General features: G+C 65.0%; 18 protein-coding genes. 6 read left to right on the top strand and 12 right to left on the bottom strand.

Annotated elements, in window-relative coordinates; all coding sequences use genetic code 11:
* Positions 1 to 34 precede the first annotated feature (34 nt).
* From AC1D0O_RS07990 to AC1D0O_RS07980, 3 genes are all read left to right on the top strand, one after another.
* Positions 35 to 169 carry a hypothetical protein gene (locus AC1D0O_RS07990; protein WP_436156450.1) on the top strand — a complete coding sequence of 45 codons (135 nt, stop codon included), beginning with the start codon at positions 35 to 37 and terminating at the stop codon, positions 167 to 169.
* Between the two features lie 14 nt (positions 170 to 183).
* On the top strand, positions 184 to 648 hold the full coding sequence (locus AC1D0O_RS07985; protein ID WP_436156449.1) for a histone H1-like DNA-binding protein: 465 nt from the start codon (positions 184 to 186) through the stop codon (positions 646 to 648).
* A gap of 112 nt (positions 649 to 760) precedes the next feature.
* A complete protein-coding gene (locus AC1D0O_RS07980; protein WP_477653007.1) occupies positions 761 to 1,120 on the top strand; it encodes a DUF167 domain-containing protein in 360 nt (119 codons plus the stop codon).
* 16 nt (positions 1,121 to 1,136) lie between these two features.
* On the opposite strand, the gene AC1D0O_RS07975 is transcribed toward AC1D0O_RS07980, so the two are convergent.
* The 7 genes from AC1D0O_RS07975 to AC1D0O_RS07945 all read right to left on the bottom strand — a co-directional run bounded on the left by AC1D0O_RS07975 (position 1,137) and on the right by AC1D0O_RS07945 (position 7,471).
* Positions 1,137 to 2,039: a carbohydrate kinase family protein gene (locus tag AC1D0O_RS07975; RefSeq protein WP_477653006.1), complete on the bottom strand. Its 903-nt coding sequence runs from the start codon at positions 2,037 to 2,039 to the stop codon at positions 1,137 to 1,139.
* Between the two features lie 17 nt (positions 2,040 to 2,056).
* Positions 2,057 to 3,187, bottom strand: coding sequence for a DUF3426 domain-containing protein (locus AC1D0O_RS07970; protein ID WP_477653005.1), 1,131 nt, complete (start codon positions 3,185 to 3,187; stop codon positions 2,057 to 2,059).
* Positions 3,188 to 3,261: 74 nt separating this feature from the next.
* Positions 3,262 to 4,146: a 50S ribosomal protein L11 methyltransferase gene (gene prmA / locus AC1D0O_RS07965; RefSeq protein ID WP_477653309.1), complete on the bottom strand. Its 885-nt coding sequence runs from the start codon at positions 4,144 to 4,146 to the stop codon at positions 3,262 to 3,264.
* 24 nt (positions 4,147 to 4,170) lie between these two features.
* The gene (accC, locus tag AC1D0O_RS07960; protein ID WP_411877990.1) at positions 4,171 to 5,520 is read right to left on the bottom strand and encodes an acetyl-CoA carboxylase biotin carboxylase subunit; all 1,350 of its coding nucleotides are present in this window, start codon (positions 5,518 to 5,520) and stop codon (positions 4,171 to 4,173) included.
* Positions 5,521 to 5,562: 42 nt separating this feature from the next.
* Entirely contained in the window at positions 5,563 to 6,018 is a 456-nt protein-coding gene (accB, locus tag AC1D0O_RS07955) for an acetyl-CoA carboxylase biotin carboxyl carrier protein (RefSeq protein ID WP_477653004.1), read from the bottom strand.
* A 335-nt stretch (positions 6,019 to 6,353) separates the two neighbouring features.
* The gene (locus AC1D0O_RS07950) at positions 6,354 to 6,911 is read right to left on the bottom strand and encodes a TlpA disulfide reductase family protein (protein WP_477653003.1); all 558 of its coding nucleotides are present in this window, start codon (positions 6,909 to 6,911) and stop codon (positions 6,354 to 6,356) included.
* Entirely contained in the window at positions 6,908 to 7,471 is a 564-nt protein-coding gene (locus AC1D0O_RS07945) for a hypothetical protein (RefSeq protein ID WP_477653308.1), read from the bottom strand. The genes AC1D0O_RS07950 and AC1D0O_RS07945 overlap by 4 nt, the downstream gene beginning before the upstream one ends.
* Positions 7,472 to 7,673: 202 nt before the next feature.
* Here AC1D0O_RS07945 and mpl point away from each other — a divergent pair, with 202 nt between their 5' ends.
* The gene (gene mpl / locus AC1D0O_RS07940; RefSeq protein WP_477653002.1) at positions 7,674 to 9,101 is read left to right on the top strand and encodes a UDP-N-acetylmuramate:L-alanyl-gamma-D-glutamyl-meso-diaminopimelate ligase; all 1,428 of its coding nucleotides are present in this window, start codon (positions 7,674 to 7,676) and stop codon (positions 9,099 to 9,101) included.
* A gap of 18 nt (positions 9,102 to 9,119) precedes the next feature.
* Here the strand turns inward: mpl and AC1D0O_RS07935 are convergent, their stop codons facing one another.
* The 5 genes from AC1D0O_RS07935 to rodA form a co-directional block, all read right to left on the bottom strand.
* Entirely contained in the window at positions 9,120 to 9,431 is a 312-nt protein-coding gene (locus AC1D0O_RS07935; protein ID WP_477653001.1) for a hypothetical protein, read from the bottom strand.
* A gap of 82 nt (positions 9,432 to 9,513) precedes the next feature.
* On the bottom strand, positions 9,514 to 10,638 hold the full coding sequence (locus AC1D0O_RS07930) for a 3-deoxy-7-phosphoheptulonate synthase (RefSeq protein ID WP_477653000.1): 1,125 nt from the start codon (positions 10,636 to 10,638) through the stop codon (positions 9,514 to 9,516).
* A 263-nt stretch (positions 10,639 to 10,901) separates the two neighbouring features.
* A complete protein-coding gene (tldD, locus tag AC1D0O_RS07925) occupies positions 10,902 to 12,425 on the bottom strand; it encodes a metalloprotease TldD (RefSeq protein ID WP_477652999.1) in 1,524 nt (507 codons plus the stop codon).
* A gap of 84 nt (positions 12,426 to 12,509) precedes the next feature.
* Complete coding sequence (locus tag AC1D0O_RS07920; protein WP_477652998.1) at positions 12,510 to 13,391, bottom strand: NAD(P)-dependent oxidoreductase; 882 nt, start codon at positions 13,389 to 13,391, stop codon at positions 12,510 to 12,512.
* 13 nt (positions 13,392 to 13,404) lie between these two features.
* The gene (gene rodA, locus AC1D0O_RS07915; RefSeq protein ID WP_477652997.1) at positions 13,405 to 14,559 is read right to left on the bottom strand and encodes a rod shape-determining protein RodA; all 1,155 of its coding nucleotides are present in this window, start codon (positions 14,557 to 14,559) and stop codon (positions 13,405 to 13,407) included.
* A gap of 69 nt (positions 14,560 to 14,628) precedes the next feature.
* Between rodA and AC1D0O_RS07910 the strand changes: the two genes are divergently transcribed.
* Positions 14,629 to 15,225, top strand: a complete 597-nt coding sequence (locus AC1D0O_RS07910; RefSeq protein WP_477652995.1) for a YqiA/YcfP family alpha/beta fold hydrolase — start codon at positions 14,629 to 14,631, stop codon at positions 15,223 to 15,225.
* Between the two features lie 68 nt (positions 15,226 to 15,293).
* Complete coding sequence (locus tag AC1D0O_RS07905; RefSeq protein WP_477652994.1) at positions 15,294 to 17,354, top strand: ribonuclease catalytic domain-containing protein; 2,061 nt, start codon at positions 15,294 to 15,296, stop codon at positions 17,352 to 17,354.
* The last annotated feature ends 19 nt before the right edge of the window (positions 17,355 to 17,373 follow it).

Below are 17,373 nucleotides of genomic sequence, written 5' to 3'. Positions count from 1 at the left end.
GCAACACAAGCCGACAATGATTTCTAGAATTGCAATGACCAATGACAGCACCGCAGAGTGCGCGTTGGGCTTTGCTCCTGTGTTCGCGGCGCTGGGACCGGTTTATCCGGGGCCCAACGCCGTGAATCGCTTTACGTACTCCAACCGTGAAGTGCTCTTTGCAACGTGATCAAGGAGAAAACTATGGCAACTGCGAAAAAAACTGCGGCTAAAAAAGCTGCTCCGAAGAAAGCCCCTGCGAAAAAAGTAGCGGCTAAGAAGGCTCCTGCGAAAAAAGCAGCAGCGAAAAAAGCTCCGGCTAAAAAAGCTCCAGCGAAAAAAGTAGCGGCCAAAAAGCCAGCTGCGAAAAAATCGCCAGCGAAAAAGCCAGCAGCCAAGAAGGTAGCGGCCAAGAAGCCAGCGGCGAAGAAAGCCGCTGCGAAAAAGCCAGCAGCCAAGAAGGCCGCGAAGAAGGTAGCGAAGAAACCAGCGGCCAAGAAAGCCGCTGCGAAGAAGCCTGCCGCCAAGAAAGCAGCGAAAAAGCCCGCTGCGAAGAAAGCCGCGAAAAAACCTGCTGCCAAGGCGCCCGCTGCCGCGGCTGCGCCTGCGGCTCAGACGACTCTGAACCCGCAAGCGGCCTGGCCGTTTCCGACAGCCAGCAAGCCGTAAGCAGTAAGGTAATTCTGCTTAGAGCCCGATATCGAAAGATGTCGGGCTTTTTTCATGCCCGGCCCACTCCCTCCTCCACCCGATTGCCTGCCCCTGCTCATCCAAGACCGCCATGACCTCGCCCACGCCACCGCCTGACCTTGCTTTTCTGCGGACGGAAAAGAATGGCGACGTGCTGGTCGACGTGCACGTGATGCCAAATGCCGCCAGAACCCAGGCTGCGGGCCTGCACGGCGAAACCGGCCGGCAGGCACTGCGCCTGCGGCTGCAGGCGCCTCCCGTGGACGGCAAGGCCAACCAGGCGCTTGTGAAATGGCTGGCCGTCAGCCTGGGCATTCCACAGCAGGCGGTCACATTGGCGCGCGGAGAGACCTCCCGGCGCAAGCAGTTGCGCGTGAGCGCCGCGGCGGTCGGCCGGGCCGCGTGGGATGTCTTGGTGAAAGCGGCGGGCGAGGATGGCTCGCCTGGTTGATGAGAAGAGGCGAGGTTCAGCCCGCGATCTGGGCGGCCGTCAGCGTGTAGTTCTGGCCGCCGCGCGTCGCGATCTTCAGTGCACCGACCCGATTGCCCAGCGCGGCGCAACGCGCCAGCGGCCAGCCCTGCTCCAGGCCGAACAGCAGCGCCCCGCGAAAGGCGTCGCCGCAGCCGGTCGGGTCCACCACGGCCTCGGCCTTCACGGGCGGCACCAGGGTTTTCTCGCCGTCAATCCAGACTTCGCAGCCTTCGGCGCCCAGCGTCACCACCAGGCCCTGCACGCGCCGGGACAATTCAGCGCAGGACAGGCCGGTGCGGTCGCAGAGCATTTTGGCTTCGTAGTCGTTGACCGTGACCCAGGTGGCCAGCTCGACGAAATGCGAGAGTTCCTTGCCGTCGAACATGGGCAGGCCCTGGCCCGGGTCAAACACAAAGGGGATGCCGGCCGCCTTGAACTGCTCGGCATGCTGCAGCATGGCGTCGCGCCCGTCGGGCGAGATGATGCCCAGCTTGATGTCGCCGCGCGCCGCGATGCGCGTCACGTGGGCCTGCATCATCGCGCCGGGGTGAAACGCCGTGATCTGGTTGTTGTCGCGGTCGGTCATGATCATGGCCTGCGCGGTGTAGGTGTCGCCGACCTGGCGCACGAACTCAGTGCTGATGCCCAGGGTATTCATGCGCTCCACATACTCTGCGCCGTCGCTGCCGACCGTCGCCATCGGCAGGGCGGTGCCGCCCAGCTGCCGCAGGCTGTAGGCGATGTTGCCGGCGCAGCCGCCGAATTCGCGGCGCAGCGCCGGCACCAGGAAAGACACATTGAGGATGTGCAGCTGGTCGGGCAGGATCTGCTCGGAAAAGCGCCCCTCAAAGCTCATGATGGTGTCAAACGCCAGGGAACCACAGATAACAGCGGACATTGATTTTCTCGTTTCAATCAGGGATAAAAAACCAGGACACGGTAGCCCGCCACCCGCAGGGTTGCGGGCGCGGAAGGAGAGGACGAAGCGGAGGAAGGGGACGACGCGGGAGCATCACCCGTGACTTTCATGATGACCAGGCCCGCCAGTTCGGACTGCGCCGCCAGCGTCGCGGCCTTGGCGCCGAACTGCGCCGGCGCCAGGACGCGGCGCACTACGGCCTGGTCCTGGGTATCGGTCAGGGTCACTTCCAGCGAGGGCATTTCCAGCACCGTCACGCCGGTATTCTTGAGCGTGAAGCTCAGGCGGTAGGCGTCGGGGCCTATCCGGTTGAAGCTGGAGCTGTCGATGACCAGCGCCTCGACGTGGCGCGGCGGGCGGACCTCACAGTGCAGCGGGCCGCACAGCGCCTGCAGCGCCGGCAACAGCCCCGGCTCCAGCGCGGCCAGCGTATTCCTTTGCTGGACCGCCCATTGCGCCACCAGTGTGGCCAGCAGCAGCAAGGAGAGCAGGGCCAGCGACCAGCGCGTCAGCGGCTTTCGCCAGAAGGCCTTGCGCCGCGCTTCCCGCACAAAAGACACGTCGTGTTCCACGGGCCGTCCCGGCATGCCGGAATCCACGTCCGAATAGGCGAAGCTGGAATCGTCCTCGATGGCCTCCTCGCGCACCACGGCGGACTGGCGCGGCAGCGGCGCGTCGGGCAGTGATTCGGCGGGCAGCTCCAGCGGGTCGTGTTGGCGTTCCTGCTGAGCCTGCTTCCAGCGCACGGGATCAAAATCGGCGGCGCTGTCCTGGGCATCTTCCCAGCCGGGGCTGGAAGGCCTGAGCGGTGCCCTGTCGGCAAACGAGCGGGCCGGTGCCCATTCCTGCCGGGACGGCGCCACCGGTGGATCGGCCTCGGGCAGGCTTTGGGGCTGGGTCGGCGCGTCAAACACCGGAAGGGGCGCGGCGGTCGTATCGGCCACCGAGTCGAGCAGCGCGGCTGCGGGAGCGGTCAGCGAGGACATGTCGCGCGGCAACAGATGGGCCGACGCATCGAACACTTCAGCGCAATGCCCGCATCGCACCCAGCCTTGTGAGACTTTGAGTTGGTCGGTCACGACTTTGAACATCGTGCCGCAGGCGGGGCAGCGCGTAATCAGGCTCATTTAGCGCTGTATTGTAGGGGTGGCGCCTGCCGCCGACGGCCCGGAAACCGCCATACGCGACGGCCGGTGCCGGCTCAGAAGCGGGCGGTCATCAGGATCCAGCCCTCTTGCGTGTCATGCACGCTGAGCTGGCAATAAGGAGCGTAGGCTTCCTTGAGCTCGTCGGCCTGGCGCTCCAGGATGCCGGCGAGCACCAGGTGACCGCCTTTCTCGACGTGCGCGCACAGCAGCGGCGCCAGCACCTTGAGCGGCGTGGCCAGGATATTGGCCAGCACGGTGCGGTACTGGCCCAAGGCTCTTTCGGGCAAGCCGGCATTGAGCGCCACATGGTTGGCCTCGGCATTGGCGCGCGTCGATTCGACGGCGGCCGGATCAATGTCGACGGCGTCGATGTCGGTTGCGCCGAACTTCGCCGCGCCAATGGCCAGGATGCCCGAGCCGCAACCATAGTCGAGGACGCGCCCCAGGTCCTGGCCGGCCCTGCTTGCGATCCAGCGCAGGCACATGCGTGTGGTCGGGTGCGTTCCCGTTCCGAAAGCCAGGCCCGGGTCCAGGCGAATCACCTGTTTGGCCTCGGCGGGCGGTTCATGCCAGGTCGGCACGATCCAGAATTCGGGCGTGATGTCCACCGGCTCGAACTGCGACTGCGTCAGGCGCACCCAGTCTTGCTCGGGCACGGGCTGGATGGCGACCACGCGGCAGCCCGCGAAAAAATCCTGGGCTGCCAGCACGCCGGCCGCGTCACGCGCCAGGGCTTCGGTGGCAAATAATGAAACGATGCGAGAGCGTTCCCAGCCCGCCTTGGGCGGCGGCATGTCCGGTTCGCCGAACAGCGCCTGTTCGGCCGGTGTCTGGGCGTCGGCGTCTTCCACCGACACGCTGAGCGCATCGAGCGCGTCCAGCGCCTCGCTGAGGGTTTCCACCTCATCGACGGGGGCCAGAAGGACCAGTTCGAACAAACTCATCGCGCGCCCGGGAAGTGCTCAGCGCTCACGTTTCGACAACCACTCTTCTAGATAGTGGATGTTCGTGCCGCCGTCCATGAACTTGGCGTCCACCATCAGTTCGCGGTGCAGCGGGATGTTGGTGTTGATGCCTTCAACCACGGTTTCGGCCAGCGCCGTGCTCATGCGGGCCAGGGCCTGCTCGCGCGTGTCGCCGTGCACGATGATCTTGCCGATCATGGAGTCGTAGTTGGGGGGCACGAAATAGTTGGCGTAAATGTGCGAATCCACGCGCACGCCCGGCCCGCCGGGGGTGTGCCAGGTCGTGATGCGCCCCGGCGAGGGAACGAACTTGTAGGGGTCTTCCGCATTGATGCGGCATTCGATGGAATGGCCCTTGAGTTCGATGTCGCGCTGGGCGAACGGCAGTTTTTCGCCGGCCGCCACCATGATCTGGGTGCGCACGATGTCCACGCCGGTGATCCACTCGGTGACCGGATGCTCCACCTGCACGCGGGTGTTCATCTCGATAAAGTAGAACTCGCCGTTTTCGTAGAGGAACTCGAAGGTGCCCGCGCCGCGGTAGCCTATCTTCTTGACGGCCGCGACGCAGCGCTCGCCGATGCGCTCGATCAGCTTGCGCGGAATGCCGGGCGCCGGCGCTTCTTCAATGACTTTCTGGTGGCGGCGCTGCATGGAGCAGTCGCGCTCGCCCAGCCAGACCGCGTTCTTGTGCTGGTCGGCCAGGATCTGGATTTCGATGTGCCGCGGATTCTGCAGGAACTTCTCCATGTAGACCTCGGGATTGCCGAAGGCCGCGCCGGCCTCTGCTTTGGTGGTTTGCACCGCATGCAGCAGGGCCGCCTCGGTGTGCACCACGCGCATGCCGCGCCCACCGCCGCCGCCCGCCGCCTTGATGATGACGGGGTAGCCGACCTGCTTGGCGGTGCGCTTGATGACGACCGGGTCGTCAGGCAAGGCGCCCTCGGAGCCGGGCACGCAGGGTACGCCGGCCTTGATCATGGTCTGCTTGGCCGAAACCTTGTCGCCCATGATGCGGATGGATTCGGGCGAGGGGCCGATGAATTTGAAGCCGCTTTTCTCCACCCGTTCAGCGAAGTCAGCGTTTTCGCTCAGGAAGCCGTAGCCGGGGTGGATGGCTTCGGCATCCGTCACCTCGGCCGCCGAGATGATGGCGGGCATGTTGAGGTAGCTGTCTTTGGAGGGCGCCGGGCCTATGCAGACCGATTCGTCCGCCAGCTTGATGTATTTGGCTTCGCGGTCGGCCTCGGAATAGACCATCACGGCCTTCACGCCGAGCTCGCGGCAGGCGCGCTGGATGCGCAAAGCGATCTCCCCGCGGTTGGCGATCAGTATTTTCTTGAACATGCGTCGGTAAGCCTGGTTTGAAAAGGAGGCGCTCAGCCCCGCTTATTCAATGATGAAGAGGGGTTGGCCGTATTCGACAGCCTGGCCGTTTTCCGAAAGGATCTTGGTGACCGTGCCCGACTTGTCGGCTTCGATCTCGTTGAGGATCTTCATGGCCTCGATGATGCAGATGGTTTCGCCTTCCTTGACCACACTGCCGAGTTCGACAAAAGGCTTGGCGCCGGGGCTGGCCGAGCGGTAAAAGGTGCCCACCATGGGCGACTTGACGGCATGGCCGGCCGGGGCTGCGGGCGCCGCATCGGCGGCGGGAGCGGCCGGCGCACCGGCGGCCGGGGCCGCCGCGGGAGCTGCTACCATGGCAACGGGCTGCTGCATCACGACGGGGGCGCCGCTGGATTTGACGATACGAACCTTGCCTTCGGCTTCGGTGATCTCCAGTTCGGAGACGTTGGACTCCGAGACAAGGTCGATCAGGGTTTTGAGTTTTCTTAAATCCATGGGTTCTCTCCAACGACGGTAGATGCTGGCGCGGGATCTCGGCGCAGCTTTTGACTGAAAGGCCGGAAACAGGGCGCACTTGACGCGGCCACCGATCTTCCTTCTTTTTTCACTTACTTTCTGCTTTTACGCTTTAAAGCGCTTATCAGTTAATTACTGCGGGGAGCGGCCAAGTGGGCTTTCCCCGGGAAAGCGCAGAGTGTACATCAAGCCGGAGGCCATTCCAAACCGTCCGGCGGCTGGATTCACTTCCCTGGATGGGGCCCAGATATTGCTGTTAGAAGCTTGTTACCGCAGGTTAACAAGGGTTTCGCGGCGAAAGCCGTAACAGGCCGCTAGGTGAGCTTGGCCCACTGCGCCAGGTCTTCAGGCAGGACCTTGCCGATCTTGCGATGCAGCAGTTCGCCCGACGCGCTGAACACCGCCGTGAAGGGCAGGCTGCCGGCGATGTTGCCCAGCGATTTGCTGAGTTCCGTCCCGCCCAGGCCGGCCATGCCGACCGGAAAATGCAGGGGCTTGCTTTGCAGCCAGGTCCGCACCGCGCTCGGCTGGTCGACGGCCAAACCGACTATTTGCAGGTTTTTATCGCGATTTTCCTGGTAGAAATAATCCAATAGCGGCAATTCCTCGACACAGGGCGGGCACCAGGTGGCCCAGAAATTCACCAGCAAGAGCTTGCCGCGGAAGCTGCTCATGGACAGGTTCTTGCCGTCGGGCGTGTCGAAGTTCAGGCTCCAGAAGGCGTCGGATGCGCCGCCCGCCGTGCCGACGACACCCGCCCCAGCCGGGCTGGCGTCCACCTGGTGCGGCTGGAATTTCCACCAAGCCATGGTGGCGCCGGCAATCCCGGCGATGGCGGCGGCGCCGCCATAAAGCATGTTTCTGCGATTCACGTGTCTGAAGCTCCGGCTTGGGAAATCAATAATTTTTGCACGGCGGCGAGGTCGCCCCGTGGCGTGCGGCCCTTGGCGTCGGGTTTGAGGGCGCCGCGCAAGTCGTCATGGTCGTAGACCATCAGGTGCACACCCACCGTCTCATTCAAAGGTTTGCACACACTTCGCAAGCTGAGCGCCTCCACGCTGTCGCCGGTGAAGCCGGTCACGGTGCGCGGCTCGTAGTCCACATTGTGCTCAATCAGCGCGATTTCAGCCGATTTGGGGTCATCGCAGAAAAGCTGGATGTAGATGTCGGACAGCCGTGTCGCCGTGCCATGCCACACCGCGCCGCCCAGGTAAGGCCGGAATTGCGCCAGGCGCTCCATCCAGACCAGGGCCAGCTCGCGCAGGGCGGCCAGCTCAGTCGGCTGGGTGTCGGCGCAGAAAAGCGCGATGTATTCGCGCACCGCGTCTTCGAGTTCATCGTTGCCGGGCAGTTCGGTGCGCGCCGGCAGCGCCATCTGTTTGACGGCGCGGCGTTTGGCGGGGCCGTATTCGAGTCCTTCTTCGACCACCATTGCGGCGGCTGTAGCGGCGATTTCGGATTTGAGGGTGTGTGGGATCACGGTCGGCAGGCCCAGGAGGCCAGAAGAGATACGAAGACGGCGAAGCAATTGTGCCCCGGTTAGGGGCCCGCTTGGCCCTAAAGTTCACCGCCCGCCGCAGCCAACGGCCCGGCGGCACCGGGCCGGCAAAAAGCCCTGCCTAGAATACAGGCCCATGCACATACATATTCTGGGAATCTGCGGCACCTTCATGGGCGGCCTGGCCGCCCTGGCGCGGGAGGCGGGGCACAAAGTCACGGGTTGCGACACCGGCGTCTACCCGCCCATGAGCGACCAGCTGCGCGGCCTGGGGATTGAGCTGATCGAGGGCTACGGCGCCGACCAGATGGCCTTCGAGCCCGACGTGTTTGTGGTCGGCAACGTGATCTCGCGCGCCCGGCTGGCCGATGGAACGCCCAAATACCCGCTGATGGAAGCTATCTTGAACAGCGGCAAGCCGTATACCAGCGGCCCGCAATGGCTATCGGGCCATGTTCTGCACCACCCCACGCACCACGCAACCGGCCCGCGCCACGTGCTGGCCGTGGCCGGCACGCACGGCAAGACCACCACCACGGCCATGCTGGCCTGGATCCTCGAGCATGCCGGGCTGAAGCCGGGTTTCCTGGTCGGCGGCGTGCCGCTCAATTTCGGTGTCTCGGCCCGTCTCGGTGAGGGCAACACCTTTGTGATCGAGGCCGACGAGTACGACACTGCGTTTTTCGACAAACGCAGCAAGTTTGTGCACTACCGGCCACGCACCGCCGTGCTGAACAACCTTGAGTTCGACCACGCCGACATTTTTGATGACCTTGCGGCCATCGAACGGCAGTTCCACCACCTGGTGCGCACCGTGCCTTCGCAGGGCCGCGTGGTCGTCAACGCGGCCGAGGCCAGCCTGCAGCGCGTGCTGGCCCAGGGCTGCTGGAGTGAGCAGTTGCTCTTCGGCAACGGCCTGCTGAACAAAGCCGGCTTCACGGCCCATGGCGAGCCGCATGACTTCCACGTGCTCAAGGCCGGCGAGGCCGTGGCCCATGTGAAATGGGGCATCAGCGGCGTGCACAACCAGCTCAATGCCCTGGCCGCCATCGCCGCAGCCGAGCATGTGGGCGTGGCGCCCGAGGCTGCGGCACTGGCGCTGGCGGAATTCCAGAACGTGAAGCGCCGCATGGAAGTGCGCGGCGTGATCCCGCGCAAAGGTGGCGACATCACCGTCTATGACGACTTCGCCCACCACCCCACCGCCATCCACACGACGGTGGACGGCCTGCGCCGCCAGCTGCAAAGCGCCGGCCGGGGCGCCGAACGCATACTCGCCATCTTCGAGCCGCGCAGCAACACCATGAAGCTGGGCGCCATGACGGCCCAGCTGCCCTGGAGCCTGGAGCAGGCCGACCTGGCCTTCTGCCACGCCGGCGGGCTGGACTGGGACGCGCGCGCCGCGCTGGCGCCCATGGGCGAACGCGCCCAGGTCGCCGGCACCATTGACCAGCTCCTCGACCAGGTCAAGGCGGCGGCCCGGCCTGGCGACCATTTGCTGTGCATGAGCAACGGGGGCTTTGGCGGGATTCACGCCAAATTGCTGGAGGCGCTCAAGGCCTGAGCGCCGAGCTCTATCTAATTAGTAGCTGATGGTGAGAGCGGCCACGTCGATGTGCACGACCGGCTTGGCCAGCGCCGCGCTGGTCGCGCGGGCAAACTCCTGCGCCCATTTGGCCTCGGCGAACTTCGCCGGCCCGGCGGCCTGGGCCACCACCACGACCTTGTCGGCGGTCAGCAGCTTGCCGGTGGGCCGCAACGGCTCGCAGCCCATCTGCGTGAACTGGTCGTCCAGCCACCAGCGTGCCACGTCGTGCGGCATGGGCTGCACTTCGTTGAGGTCCAGCCGCACGGGCGGGCTGTCCTTGAAGCTCACACTGACTTCGCTGCGCATGATGATGATGTGCTCCTGATCAGGTGCCCATGGTCGGCGACTTGCGGGTGTGGCGGCTATTCGCACAAACCCGCAAGCAGCTTTACTTCGCCGTGCGGCGCTTGAGCACAGCGGCCGACAGGATTTCCAGCACGTCCAGTGAATCGTTCCAGCCCAGGCAGGCATCGGTGATGCTTTTGCCGTATTCCAGCGCTTTCGAGTCGTCCTTGCCTGGGGTGAACTTCTGCGCGCCGGCAGTGAGGTGGCTTTCCACCATCAGGCCGAACACGTGGCGCGAGCCGCCGGCCACCTGGCCCGCGATGTCGCGCGCCACCTCGACCTGCTTTTCGTGCTGCTTGGAGCTGTTGGCGTGGCTGCAGTCCACCATCAACGTGGCCGGCAGCTTCGAGGCTTCCAACTCCTTGCAGGCCGCCGCGACGCTGGCCGCGTCGTAATTGGGCGCCTTGCCGCCGCGCAGGATCACGTGGCAATCCTTGTTGCCGTTGGTCTGCACGATCGCGACCTGGCCGTTTTTGTGCACCGACAGGAAATGGTGGCCGCGCGCCGCCGCCTGGATGGCGTCGGTGGCGATGCGGATGTTGCCGTCCGTGCCATTCTTGAAGCCTATGGGCGCCGACAGGCCCGAGGCCAGTTCGCGGTGCACCTGGCTTTCGGTGGTGCGCGCGCCGATCGCGCCCCAGGAGATCAGGTCGCCGATGTACTGCGGCGAGATCACGTCCAGGAACTCGCTGCCGGCAGGCAGGCCCAGACGGTTGATGTCGATCAAAAGCTGGCGCGCGATGCGCAGGCCTTCGTCGATGCGGAAGGTCTCATCGAGGTAGGGGTCGTTGATCAGGCCCTTCCAGCCAACCGTGGTGCGCGGCTTTTCGAAGTAGACGCGCATCACGATTTCCAGCGTGCCTTCGTACTTCTTGCGCTGCTCGACCAGCTTGCGGGCATAGTCCAACGCCGCCATGGGATCGTGGATGGAACAGGGGCCGACGACGACCAGCAGGCGGTCGTCCTTGCCCTGGATGATGTTGTGGATGCTCTTGCGGGTCTTGCTGATCAGCGTCTCGACGGCGGTGCCGCGGATGGGGAAGAAGCGGATGAGATGCTCGGGAGGGGGTAGCACGGTGATGTCCTTGATGCGTTCGTCGTCGGTCTGGCTGGTTTTTTCGACGGTCGCATACCAGTTGTCGCTGGCGGAGGTGGCTTTGGCATTCATCGCAGTCTTCCTTTTCTAGGTGTCAGTCAGGCAATTCAGGTTTCAGTACAAACATTCAGCAAACAAAACGGGCAAAAAAAAACCGCCGGGGAGCCGGCGGTTTTTTGGAGAGTCGGTGCGTTTTATCGGGTCACGCCATGATCTCTCTACCGCCGGAAGCGCTCGAGAACCAAAAGTAACCAAAGTAAAACTTGGCGGAATTCATAAGGTGGAATGTAGCACAGGTCTCAAAAAGCCCGGGAAAAGCCCAGAACCGGCCCGTTTCAGGCCGTTCCGCCGACGGTCAGGCCGTCGATGCGCAGGGTCGGCTGGCCGACGCCCACCGGCACGCTCTGGCCTTCCTTGCCGCAGGTGCCCACGCCGCTATCGAGCGCCATGTCGTTGCCCATCATGGTGACGCGGGTCAGCGCGTCGGGGCCGTTGCCGACGATCGTCGCGCCCTTGACGGGGTAGAGGATCTTGCCGTTTTCGACCCAGAAGGCTTCGCTGGCCGAAAATACGAATTTGCCCGAAGTGATGTCGACCTGGCCGCCGCCGAAGTTGGTGGCGTACAGGCCCTTCTTGATGCTGGCCACGATTTCCTCGGGCTGCTTGTCGCCGCCCAGCATGTAGGTGTTGGTCATGCGCGGCATGGGCACGTGGGCGTAGCTTTCGCGCCGGCCGTTGCCGGTGGGCTTGACCTTCATCAGGCGGGCATTCAGCGAATCCTGGATGTAGCCCTTCAAGATGCCGTCTTCGATCAGCACGTTGCGCTGGCTGGCGTTGCCTTCATCGTCGACATTGAGCGAGCCGCGGCGGTCGGCGATGGTGCCGTCGTCCAGCACCGTGACGCCCTTGGCCGCCACACGCTGGCCGATCTTGCCGGAAAACGCGCTGGAACCCTTGCGGTTGAAGTCGCCTTCCAGGCCGTGGCCTATGGCTTCGTGCAGCAGGATGCCGGGCCAGCCCGAGCCCAGCACCACCGTCATCTCGCCGGCCGGCGCGGGACGCGCGTCGAGGTTGGTCAGGGCGGCTTTTACCGCGTCGTTCACGTATTCGGCGATCTGCGCGTCGTCAAAATAGGCCAGGCCGAAACGCCCGCCGCCGCCGCCCGAGCCGACTTCGCGCCGGCCTTTTTGCTCGGCGATCACGGTCACGCTCAGGCGCACCAGCGGGCGTACGTCGGCGGCCAGCGTGCCGTCGGCGCGCGCCACCATCACCACGTCGTATTCGCTGGCCAGCCCGGCCATGACCTGCACGATGCGCGGATCCTTGGCCTTGGCGAGCTTTTCCACTTTCTCGAGCAGCTGGACCTTGGCGGTGCTGTCCAGCGTGGCGATGGGGTCCAGTCCCTGGTAGAGCGAGCGGCTGCCGGCGATGCGGCCGGCCGGCGTCTTGGCGCGGGCGCTCTTGCCGCCGGCGGAAATGCTGCGCACAGTGCGTGCCGCGTCGAGCAGCGAGGCTTCGGAAATGTCGTCGGAATAGGCAAAAGCGGTTTTCTCGCCGCTCACGGCGCGCACGCCCACGCCCTGGTCGATGCTGAAGGAGCCGGTCTTCACGATGCCTTCTTCCAGGCTCCAGCCTTCGCTGCGGGTGTACTGGAAATAGAGGTCGGCGTCGTCGGCGCCGTGCGAGGTGATTTCACCGAGCGCGCGGCTCAAATGCGCCTGCGTGAGGCCGAAAGGCGCCAGCAGCAGTTTTTGCGCGATCTCCAGGCGCCCCGAGGTCGACTCCACCGTCGGCCGGGCGGACGATGAGGCCGTGGACTTGTTGGGGGCGGAGGCGGTGGTGGAGCGAAGTGAGGTCATACGGCCATTGTAGGCAGTCTGCCTTTGCGGCGGGGCAGCGGGGTTTTGCCCGCAACCGTGGTGAAACAGTCCCGAAAAGCCCGCTCAGCCGCCCTTGCTGTCCAGATGCTTGAACAGCGCGGCGTCGTCCTCCGCCGCCAGCCCGGCCTGGTGGGCCTCGGCGAAGACCCGGCTGGCGCGTTCGCCCAGCGGGCCGTCGAAACCGGCCGCGCGGGCCGCCGCCACGGCCAGCCGCGTGTCTTTTTCCAGCAGCGTCACATGGGCGCGCGGTGCATAGTCACCGGCAATCGCCCGGCGCATGCGGTCCGAGCCTATCCAGCTCTGCCCGCTGGACTGCTCGATCACGTCCAGGGTTTTCGCCAGGTCCAGCCCCAGGCGGCCGGCCAGCGCCAGCGCCTCGGCCGCGCCCACGAGGTTGATGCCCGCCAGCAGGTTGTTGACCAGCTTGGTGCGGGCGCCGTCGCCGGGCTTTTCGCTGATGTGGAACACCTTGGCCGACAAGTCCCGCAGCAAGCCGGCCTGCTGTTCCTGCACAGCCTGTTCGCAGGCCAGCATCAGGCTCATGGAGCCGTCGCGCGCCCGGGCCGGCCCGCCCGACATGGGCGCATCCAGCGTGTGCACGCCGCGCTCGGCCAGCCGGGCGGCGAAGGATTCGACGTCTTGCGGTGCGATCGTCGGGCACAGCATCACGGCATGGCCGGGCCGCAGCATGCCGGCCAGGCCGCGCTCGCCAAACAGCACGTCTTCGGTTTGCGCCGCATCGACCACGCAGACGATAAAAGCCTGGGATTCCGCCGCGGCATCGGCGGGATGGGCAATGGCCGTGGCGCCCAGTTGCGCCATGGCCGCGACCTTGGCCGCATCGACGTCGCAAACGCGGACGTCCCAGCCTTTGCCCAGCAGGTTGGCCGCCATGCCGCCGCCCATATTGCCCACCCCGATCACGGTCACGATGCGGGCGTTCAAAGCAGCCGGCCTCTCAGGTCTGCACCAGGCGCTTGGCCTTGGCGATCGACATCAGCATGCCTATGGCCAGGCCCAGCGTGACCATGGCCGTGCCGCCGTAGCTGATGAAGGGCAGCGGCACGCCCACCACCGGCAGGATGCCGCTGACCATGCCCATGTTGACGAAGGCGTAGGTGAAAAAAATCATGGTCAGCGCCCCCGCCAACAGGCGCGCGAACAGGGTCGAGGCCTCCAGCGCGATGGCCAGCCCGCGCAGGATCAGGAAGATGAAGCCGGCGATCAGCAGCAGGTTGCCCAGCAGTCCGAATTCTTCGGAATAGGCGGCGAAGATGAAGTCGGTGGTGCGCTCGGGAATGAATTCCAGGTGCGTCTGCGTGCCGGCCATGAAGCCTTTGCCAGTGATGCCGCCCGAACCGATGGCGATCATGCCCTGGATGATGTGAAAGCCTTTGCCCAGCGGGTCGCGCGACGGGTCCAGCAAAGTGCAGATGCGCTGCTGCTGGTAGTCGTGCAGGATTGGCCAGCGCACGCCGTCGGCACAGATCTGCGGCTCGAACCACACCACCAGGAACACGCCGACCAGGCCCAGCAGCACGGGCGGCAGGATCAGCTTCCAGCTCAGGCCCGCGAAAAAGATCACCGCCAGGCCTGCGGCCAACACCAGCAGCGAGGTGCCCAGGTCGGGCTGTTTCATGATCAGGCCCACCGGCATGGCCAGCAGCAGCACGGCGGCCACGAAGTCCAGCGGGCGCAGCTGGCCCTCGCGCTTCTGGAACCACCAGGCCAGCATCAGCGGCATGGCGATCTTGAGGATTTCGCTGGGCTGGATCACCACGCCCACATTGAGCCAGCGCCTGGCGCCTTTTTTGGTCAGGCCGAAAATCGCGACGGCCACCAGCAGGCTTACGCCCGCGATATACAGCGGCACGGCAAAGGCCATCAGGCGCTGCGGCGGCACCTGCGCCACCACGAACATGATGGCCCCGGCGATCAGCATGTTGCGGCCGTGGTCCACAAAGCGGCTGCCGTGGTCGTAGCCCGAGGAATACATGATCAGCAGGCCCGCGCAGGCCAGCAGGAAGACGGCAAACGCCAGCAGGCCGTCAAAACCCTGCAGCAGGGGCAAAGTTCGCTGGTAAAGAGAGGGTTTGTCGAAAACGGCTGACATGCCGGGGATTATCCGCCAGGGCCCGCGGCCCGGGCCCAAAGACCGTGGACTCCCGTCTACCATGGCGGCATGCGAACCACCCACCTGCTCTACCTGCACGGCTTTCGTTCCTCGCCGCAGTCCATGAAAGCCCAAAAAATGGCGGCCATCGTGACGCAACGCCACCCGGCGGTGCACTGGTGGTGCCCGCAATTGCCGCCGTCGCCCGAGGCCGCGCTGCGCGGGGTGATGGACGAAATCGCTCGCTGGCCGCTTGAAGCCGGTTACCAAAGCCTGGCCGTGGTCGGCTCCTCGCTGGGCGGTTTTTATGCCACCGCCGTGGCCGAGCGCACCGGCTGCAAAGCCGTGCTGCTCAACCCGGCGGTGGAGCCGGCGCGCGACCTGGCCCGCTACATCGGCGAGCAGACCGCCTGGCACAACCCGGACGAGCATTTTTTCTTTGAGCCGCGTTTTGTCGACGAACTCAAGGCGCAGCACGTGGGGCCGCTCCAGGCGCCTGAAAACTACCTGACCATCATCGCCAAGGGCGACGAGGTGCTGGACTGGCGCGAAATGGCGGGCCGCTATGCAGGCGCACACCTGCGAATCCTCGAAGGCGGCGACCATGCGCTGAGCGACTTTGACACGCATGTGCCGGAAATCCTCGATTTCCTGGCGCTGGCCTGAAAACATTCCCCCAACATGGCCTGATTACACTAGCCCCACGTCATCAAAGACACCAAAGGGATCCCGTTTTGTTTGTATTGTTTGAAGAAGCCGGCAAGTTTCTGGCCGGCCGCATTTTGTCCGAGAGCGATGCCTCGCTGCAGGTGGAGCTCGACTCGGGCAAGCGCGTCAAGGTCAAGGGCGTCAACGCCCTGCTGAAATTCGAGAAGCCCGCGCCCGCCGAGCTGATGGCCGCCGGGCAGAAACTGAGCAACGACATTGAGTTGGACCTGGCCTGGGAATTCGCCGGCGAAGGCGAATTCGGCTTTGCCGACCTGGCCCGCGACTATTTCAGCGCCGACGGCAAACCCGCCACGCTGGAGCAACAGGCCGCCGCGCTGTTCCGCCTCTACGACGCGCCGCATTACTTCCGCCGCGCCGGCAAGGGCCGCTTCAAGAAGGCGCCCGCGGAAATTTTGCAGCAGGCACTGGCCGCTATCGAGAAGAAAAAGCAGGTGGCGGCGCAGATCACCGCATGGGCCGAAGAATTGGGCCGCCGCGAATGCCCGGCGCCGGTGCGCGAGCAGCTCTACAAAATACTGTTCAAGCCCGACAAGAACAGCGCCGAATACAAGGCCGTGGTCGAGGCCTCGCGCGCCACGCACACCGCGCCGCTCGATTTGCTGCAAAAGGCCGGCGCCATCGCCTCGCCTTACCAGTTCCACTGGAAGCGCTTCCTGTTCGAGAACTTCCCCAAGGGCACGGGCTTTCCGGCGCTGCAGGCACCCGAGGTCAAGGACGAACTGCCGCTGGCCGACGTGAAGGCGTTTTCCATCGACGACTCGGCCACCACCGAAATCGACGACGCGCTGTCGGTGCAAGGCCTGGGTAGCGGCACCGTCACCCTGGGCATACACATCGCCGCGCCCGGCCTGGCCGTGCTGCCGGGCAGCCCGATTGACACCGTGGGCCGCGCCCGGCTGTCCACCGTCTACATGCCCGGCTACAAGCTGACCATGCTGCCCGACGAGATCGTCAAAAGCTACACGCTGCAGGAAGGCCGCAATTGCCCCTCACTGTCGCTGTACCTCACGCTCGACGAAGCAACGCTCGAGATCAAGGAAAGCGCCACCCGGCTCGAGCAGGTGCCCATCGTCAGCAACCTGCGCCACGACGTACTGGACAGCACCTTCACCGAGGCCTTTTTTGAAGCCGCGCAAAGCAGCCTGCCCACCGGCGTGCCTTGGGGTGTGGAACTGACATTCCTGCACCGGCTGGCCAGGCACCTCAAGGCGCAGCGCGAAATCGCGCGCGGCAAGCCTGAGAACTTCAACCGGCCCGATTACAACTTCCGCCTCGACAACCCCACGGGCGGCGAGCCCCAGGGCGACGAGGCCGTCAGCATCAGCACGCGCCAGCGCGGTGCGCCGCTGGACCTGATCGTGGCCGAAGCGATGATTTTGGCCAACAGCACCTGGGGCCAGTGGCTGGCCGAGCACGGCGTGCCCGGCATCTACCGCAGCCAGGCCAGCCTGGCGCCCGGCGTCAAGGTGCGCATGGGCACCAAGGCCTTGCCGCACGCGGGCCTGGGCGTCAAAAGTTATGCCTGGAGCACCTCGCCGCTGCGCCGTTACACCGACCTGGTCAACCAGTGGCAGATCATTGCCTGCGCGCGCCACGGCCGCACGGCCGCGCTGGCCGCGCCCTTCAAGCCCAAGGATGCCGAGCTGTTCTCCATCATCTCGGGTTTTGACGCCGCCTACAGCGCCTATAACGGCTTCCAGGCCGGCATAGAGCGCTACTGGACGCTCAAATACCTGCAGCAAAACGGCATCACCGAACTGACGGCCACCGCCTTCAAGGACAACCTGGTGCGTGCCGACGAGCTGCCGCTGGTGTTGCCGGCGGTGGGTGCGCAGGGCCTGCCGCGCGGCGCGAAAGTGCGCGTGCGGCTGGGCGAGATTGACGAAATCACGCTCGACGTGTCGGGCACGGTCACCGAGCGGCTGGACGTGGAACTCGACGAGTCGCCCGACCCGCTCGGCGAGGACGACGGCGAGACCGAGATGGCCGCCGGCCCGATCTCGATCGCGGTCGATGTCAATGAGCCACAAACCGATGCCGCCGCCGCGGCTCCGGTGGCCGGTTGACGCCGTATTTCGCGCATAA

It is taken from the genome of Polaromonas sp. P1_F2 (assembly GCF_056405735.1).
The sequence above is the reverse complement of the archived record's forward strand: the minus strand, read 5'-3'. Positions and strand labels throughout refer to the sequence as shown.

Coding starts and splice junctions, on each gene's coding strand:
- AC1D0O_RS07990 (WP_436156450.1), top strand. CDS start 35: ATGACCAATGACAGCACCGCAGAGTGCGCGTTGGGCTTTGCTCCTGTG.
- AC1D0O_RS07985 (WP_436156449.1), top strand. CDS start 184: ATGGCAACTGCGAAAAAAACTGCGGCTAAAAAAGCTGCTCCGAAGAAA.
- AC1D0O_RS07980 (WP_477653007.1), top strand. CDS start 761: ATGACCTCGCCCACGCCACCGCCTGACCTTGCTTTTCTGCGGACGGAA.
- AC1D0O_RS07975 (WP_477653006.1), bottom strand. CDS start 2,039: ATGTCCGCTGTTATCTGTGGTTCCCTGGCGTTTGACACCATCATGAGC.
- AC1D0O_RS07970 (WP_477653005.1), bottom strand. CDS start 3,187: ATGAGCCTGATTACGCGCTGCCCCGCCTGCGGCACGATGTTCAAAGTC.
- accC (WP_411877990.1), bottom strand. CDS start 5,520: ATGTTCAAGAAAATACTGATCGCCAACCGCGGGGAGATCGCTTTGCGC.
- accB (WP_477653004.1), bottom strand. CDS start 6,018: ATGGATTTAAGAAAACTCAAAACCCTGATCGACCTTGTCTCGGAGTCC.
- AC1D0O_RS07945 (WP_477653308.1), bottom strand. CDS start 7,471: ATGGTGGTCGAAGAAGGACTCGAATACGGCCCCGCCAAACGCCGCGCC.
- mpl (WP_477653002.1), top strand. CDS start 7,674: ATGCACATACATATTCTGGGAATCTGCGGCACCTTCATGGGCGGCCTG.
- AC1D0O_RS07935 (WP_477653001.1), bottom strand. CDS start 9,431: ATGCGCAGCGAAGTCAGTGTGAGCTTCAAGGACAGCCCGCCCGTGCGG.
- AC1D0O_RS07930 (WP_477653000.1), bottom strand. CDS start 10,638: ATGAATGCCAAAGCCACCTCCGCCAGCGACAACTGGTATGCGACCGTC.
- tldD (WP_477652999.1), bottom strand. CDS start 12,425: ATGACCTCACTTCGCTCCACCACCGCCTCCGCCCCCAACAAGTCCACG.
- rodA (WP_477652997.1), bottom strand. CDS start 14,559: ATGTCAGCCGTTTTCGACAAACCCTCTCTTTACCAGCGAACTTTGCCC.
- AC1D0O_RS07910 (WP_477652995.1), top strand. CDS start 14,629: ATGCGAACCACCCACCTGCTCTACCTGCACGGCTTTCGTTCCTCGCCG.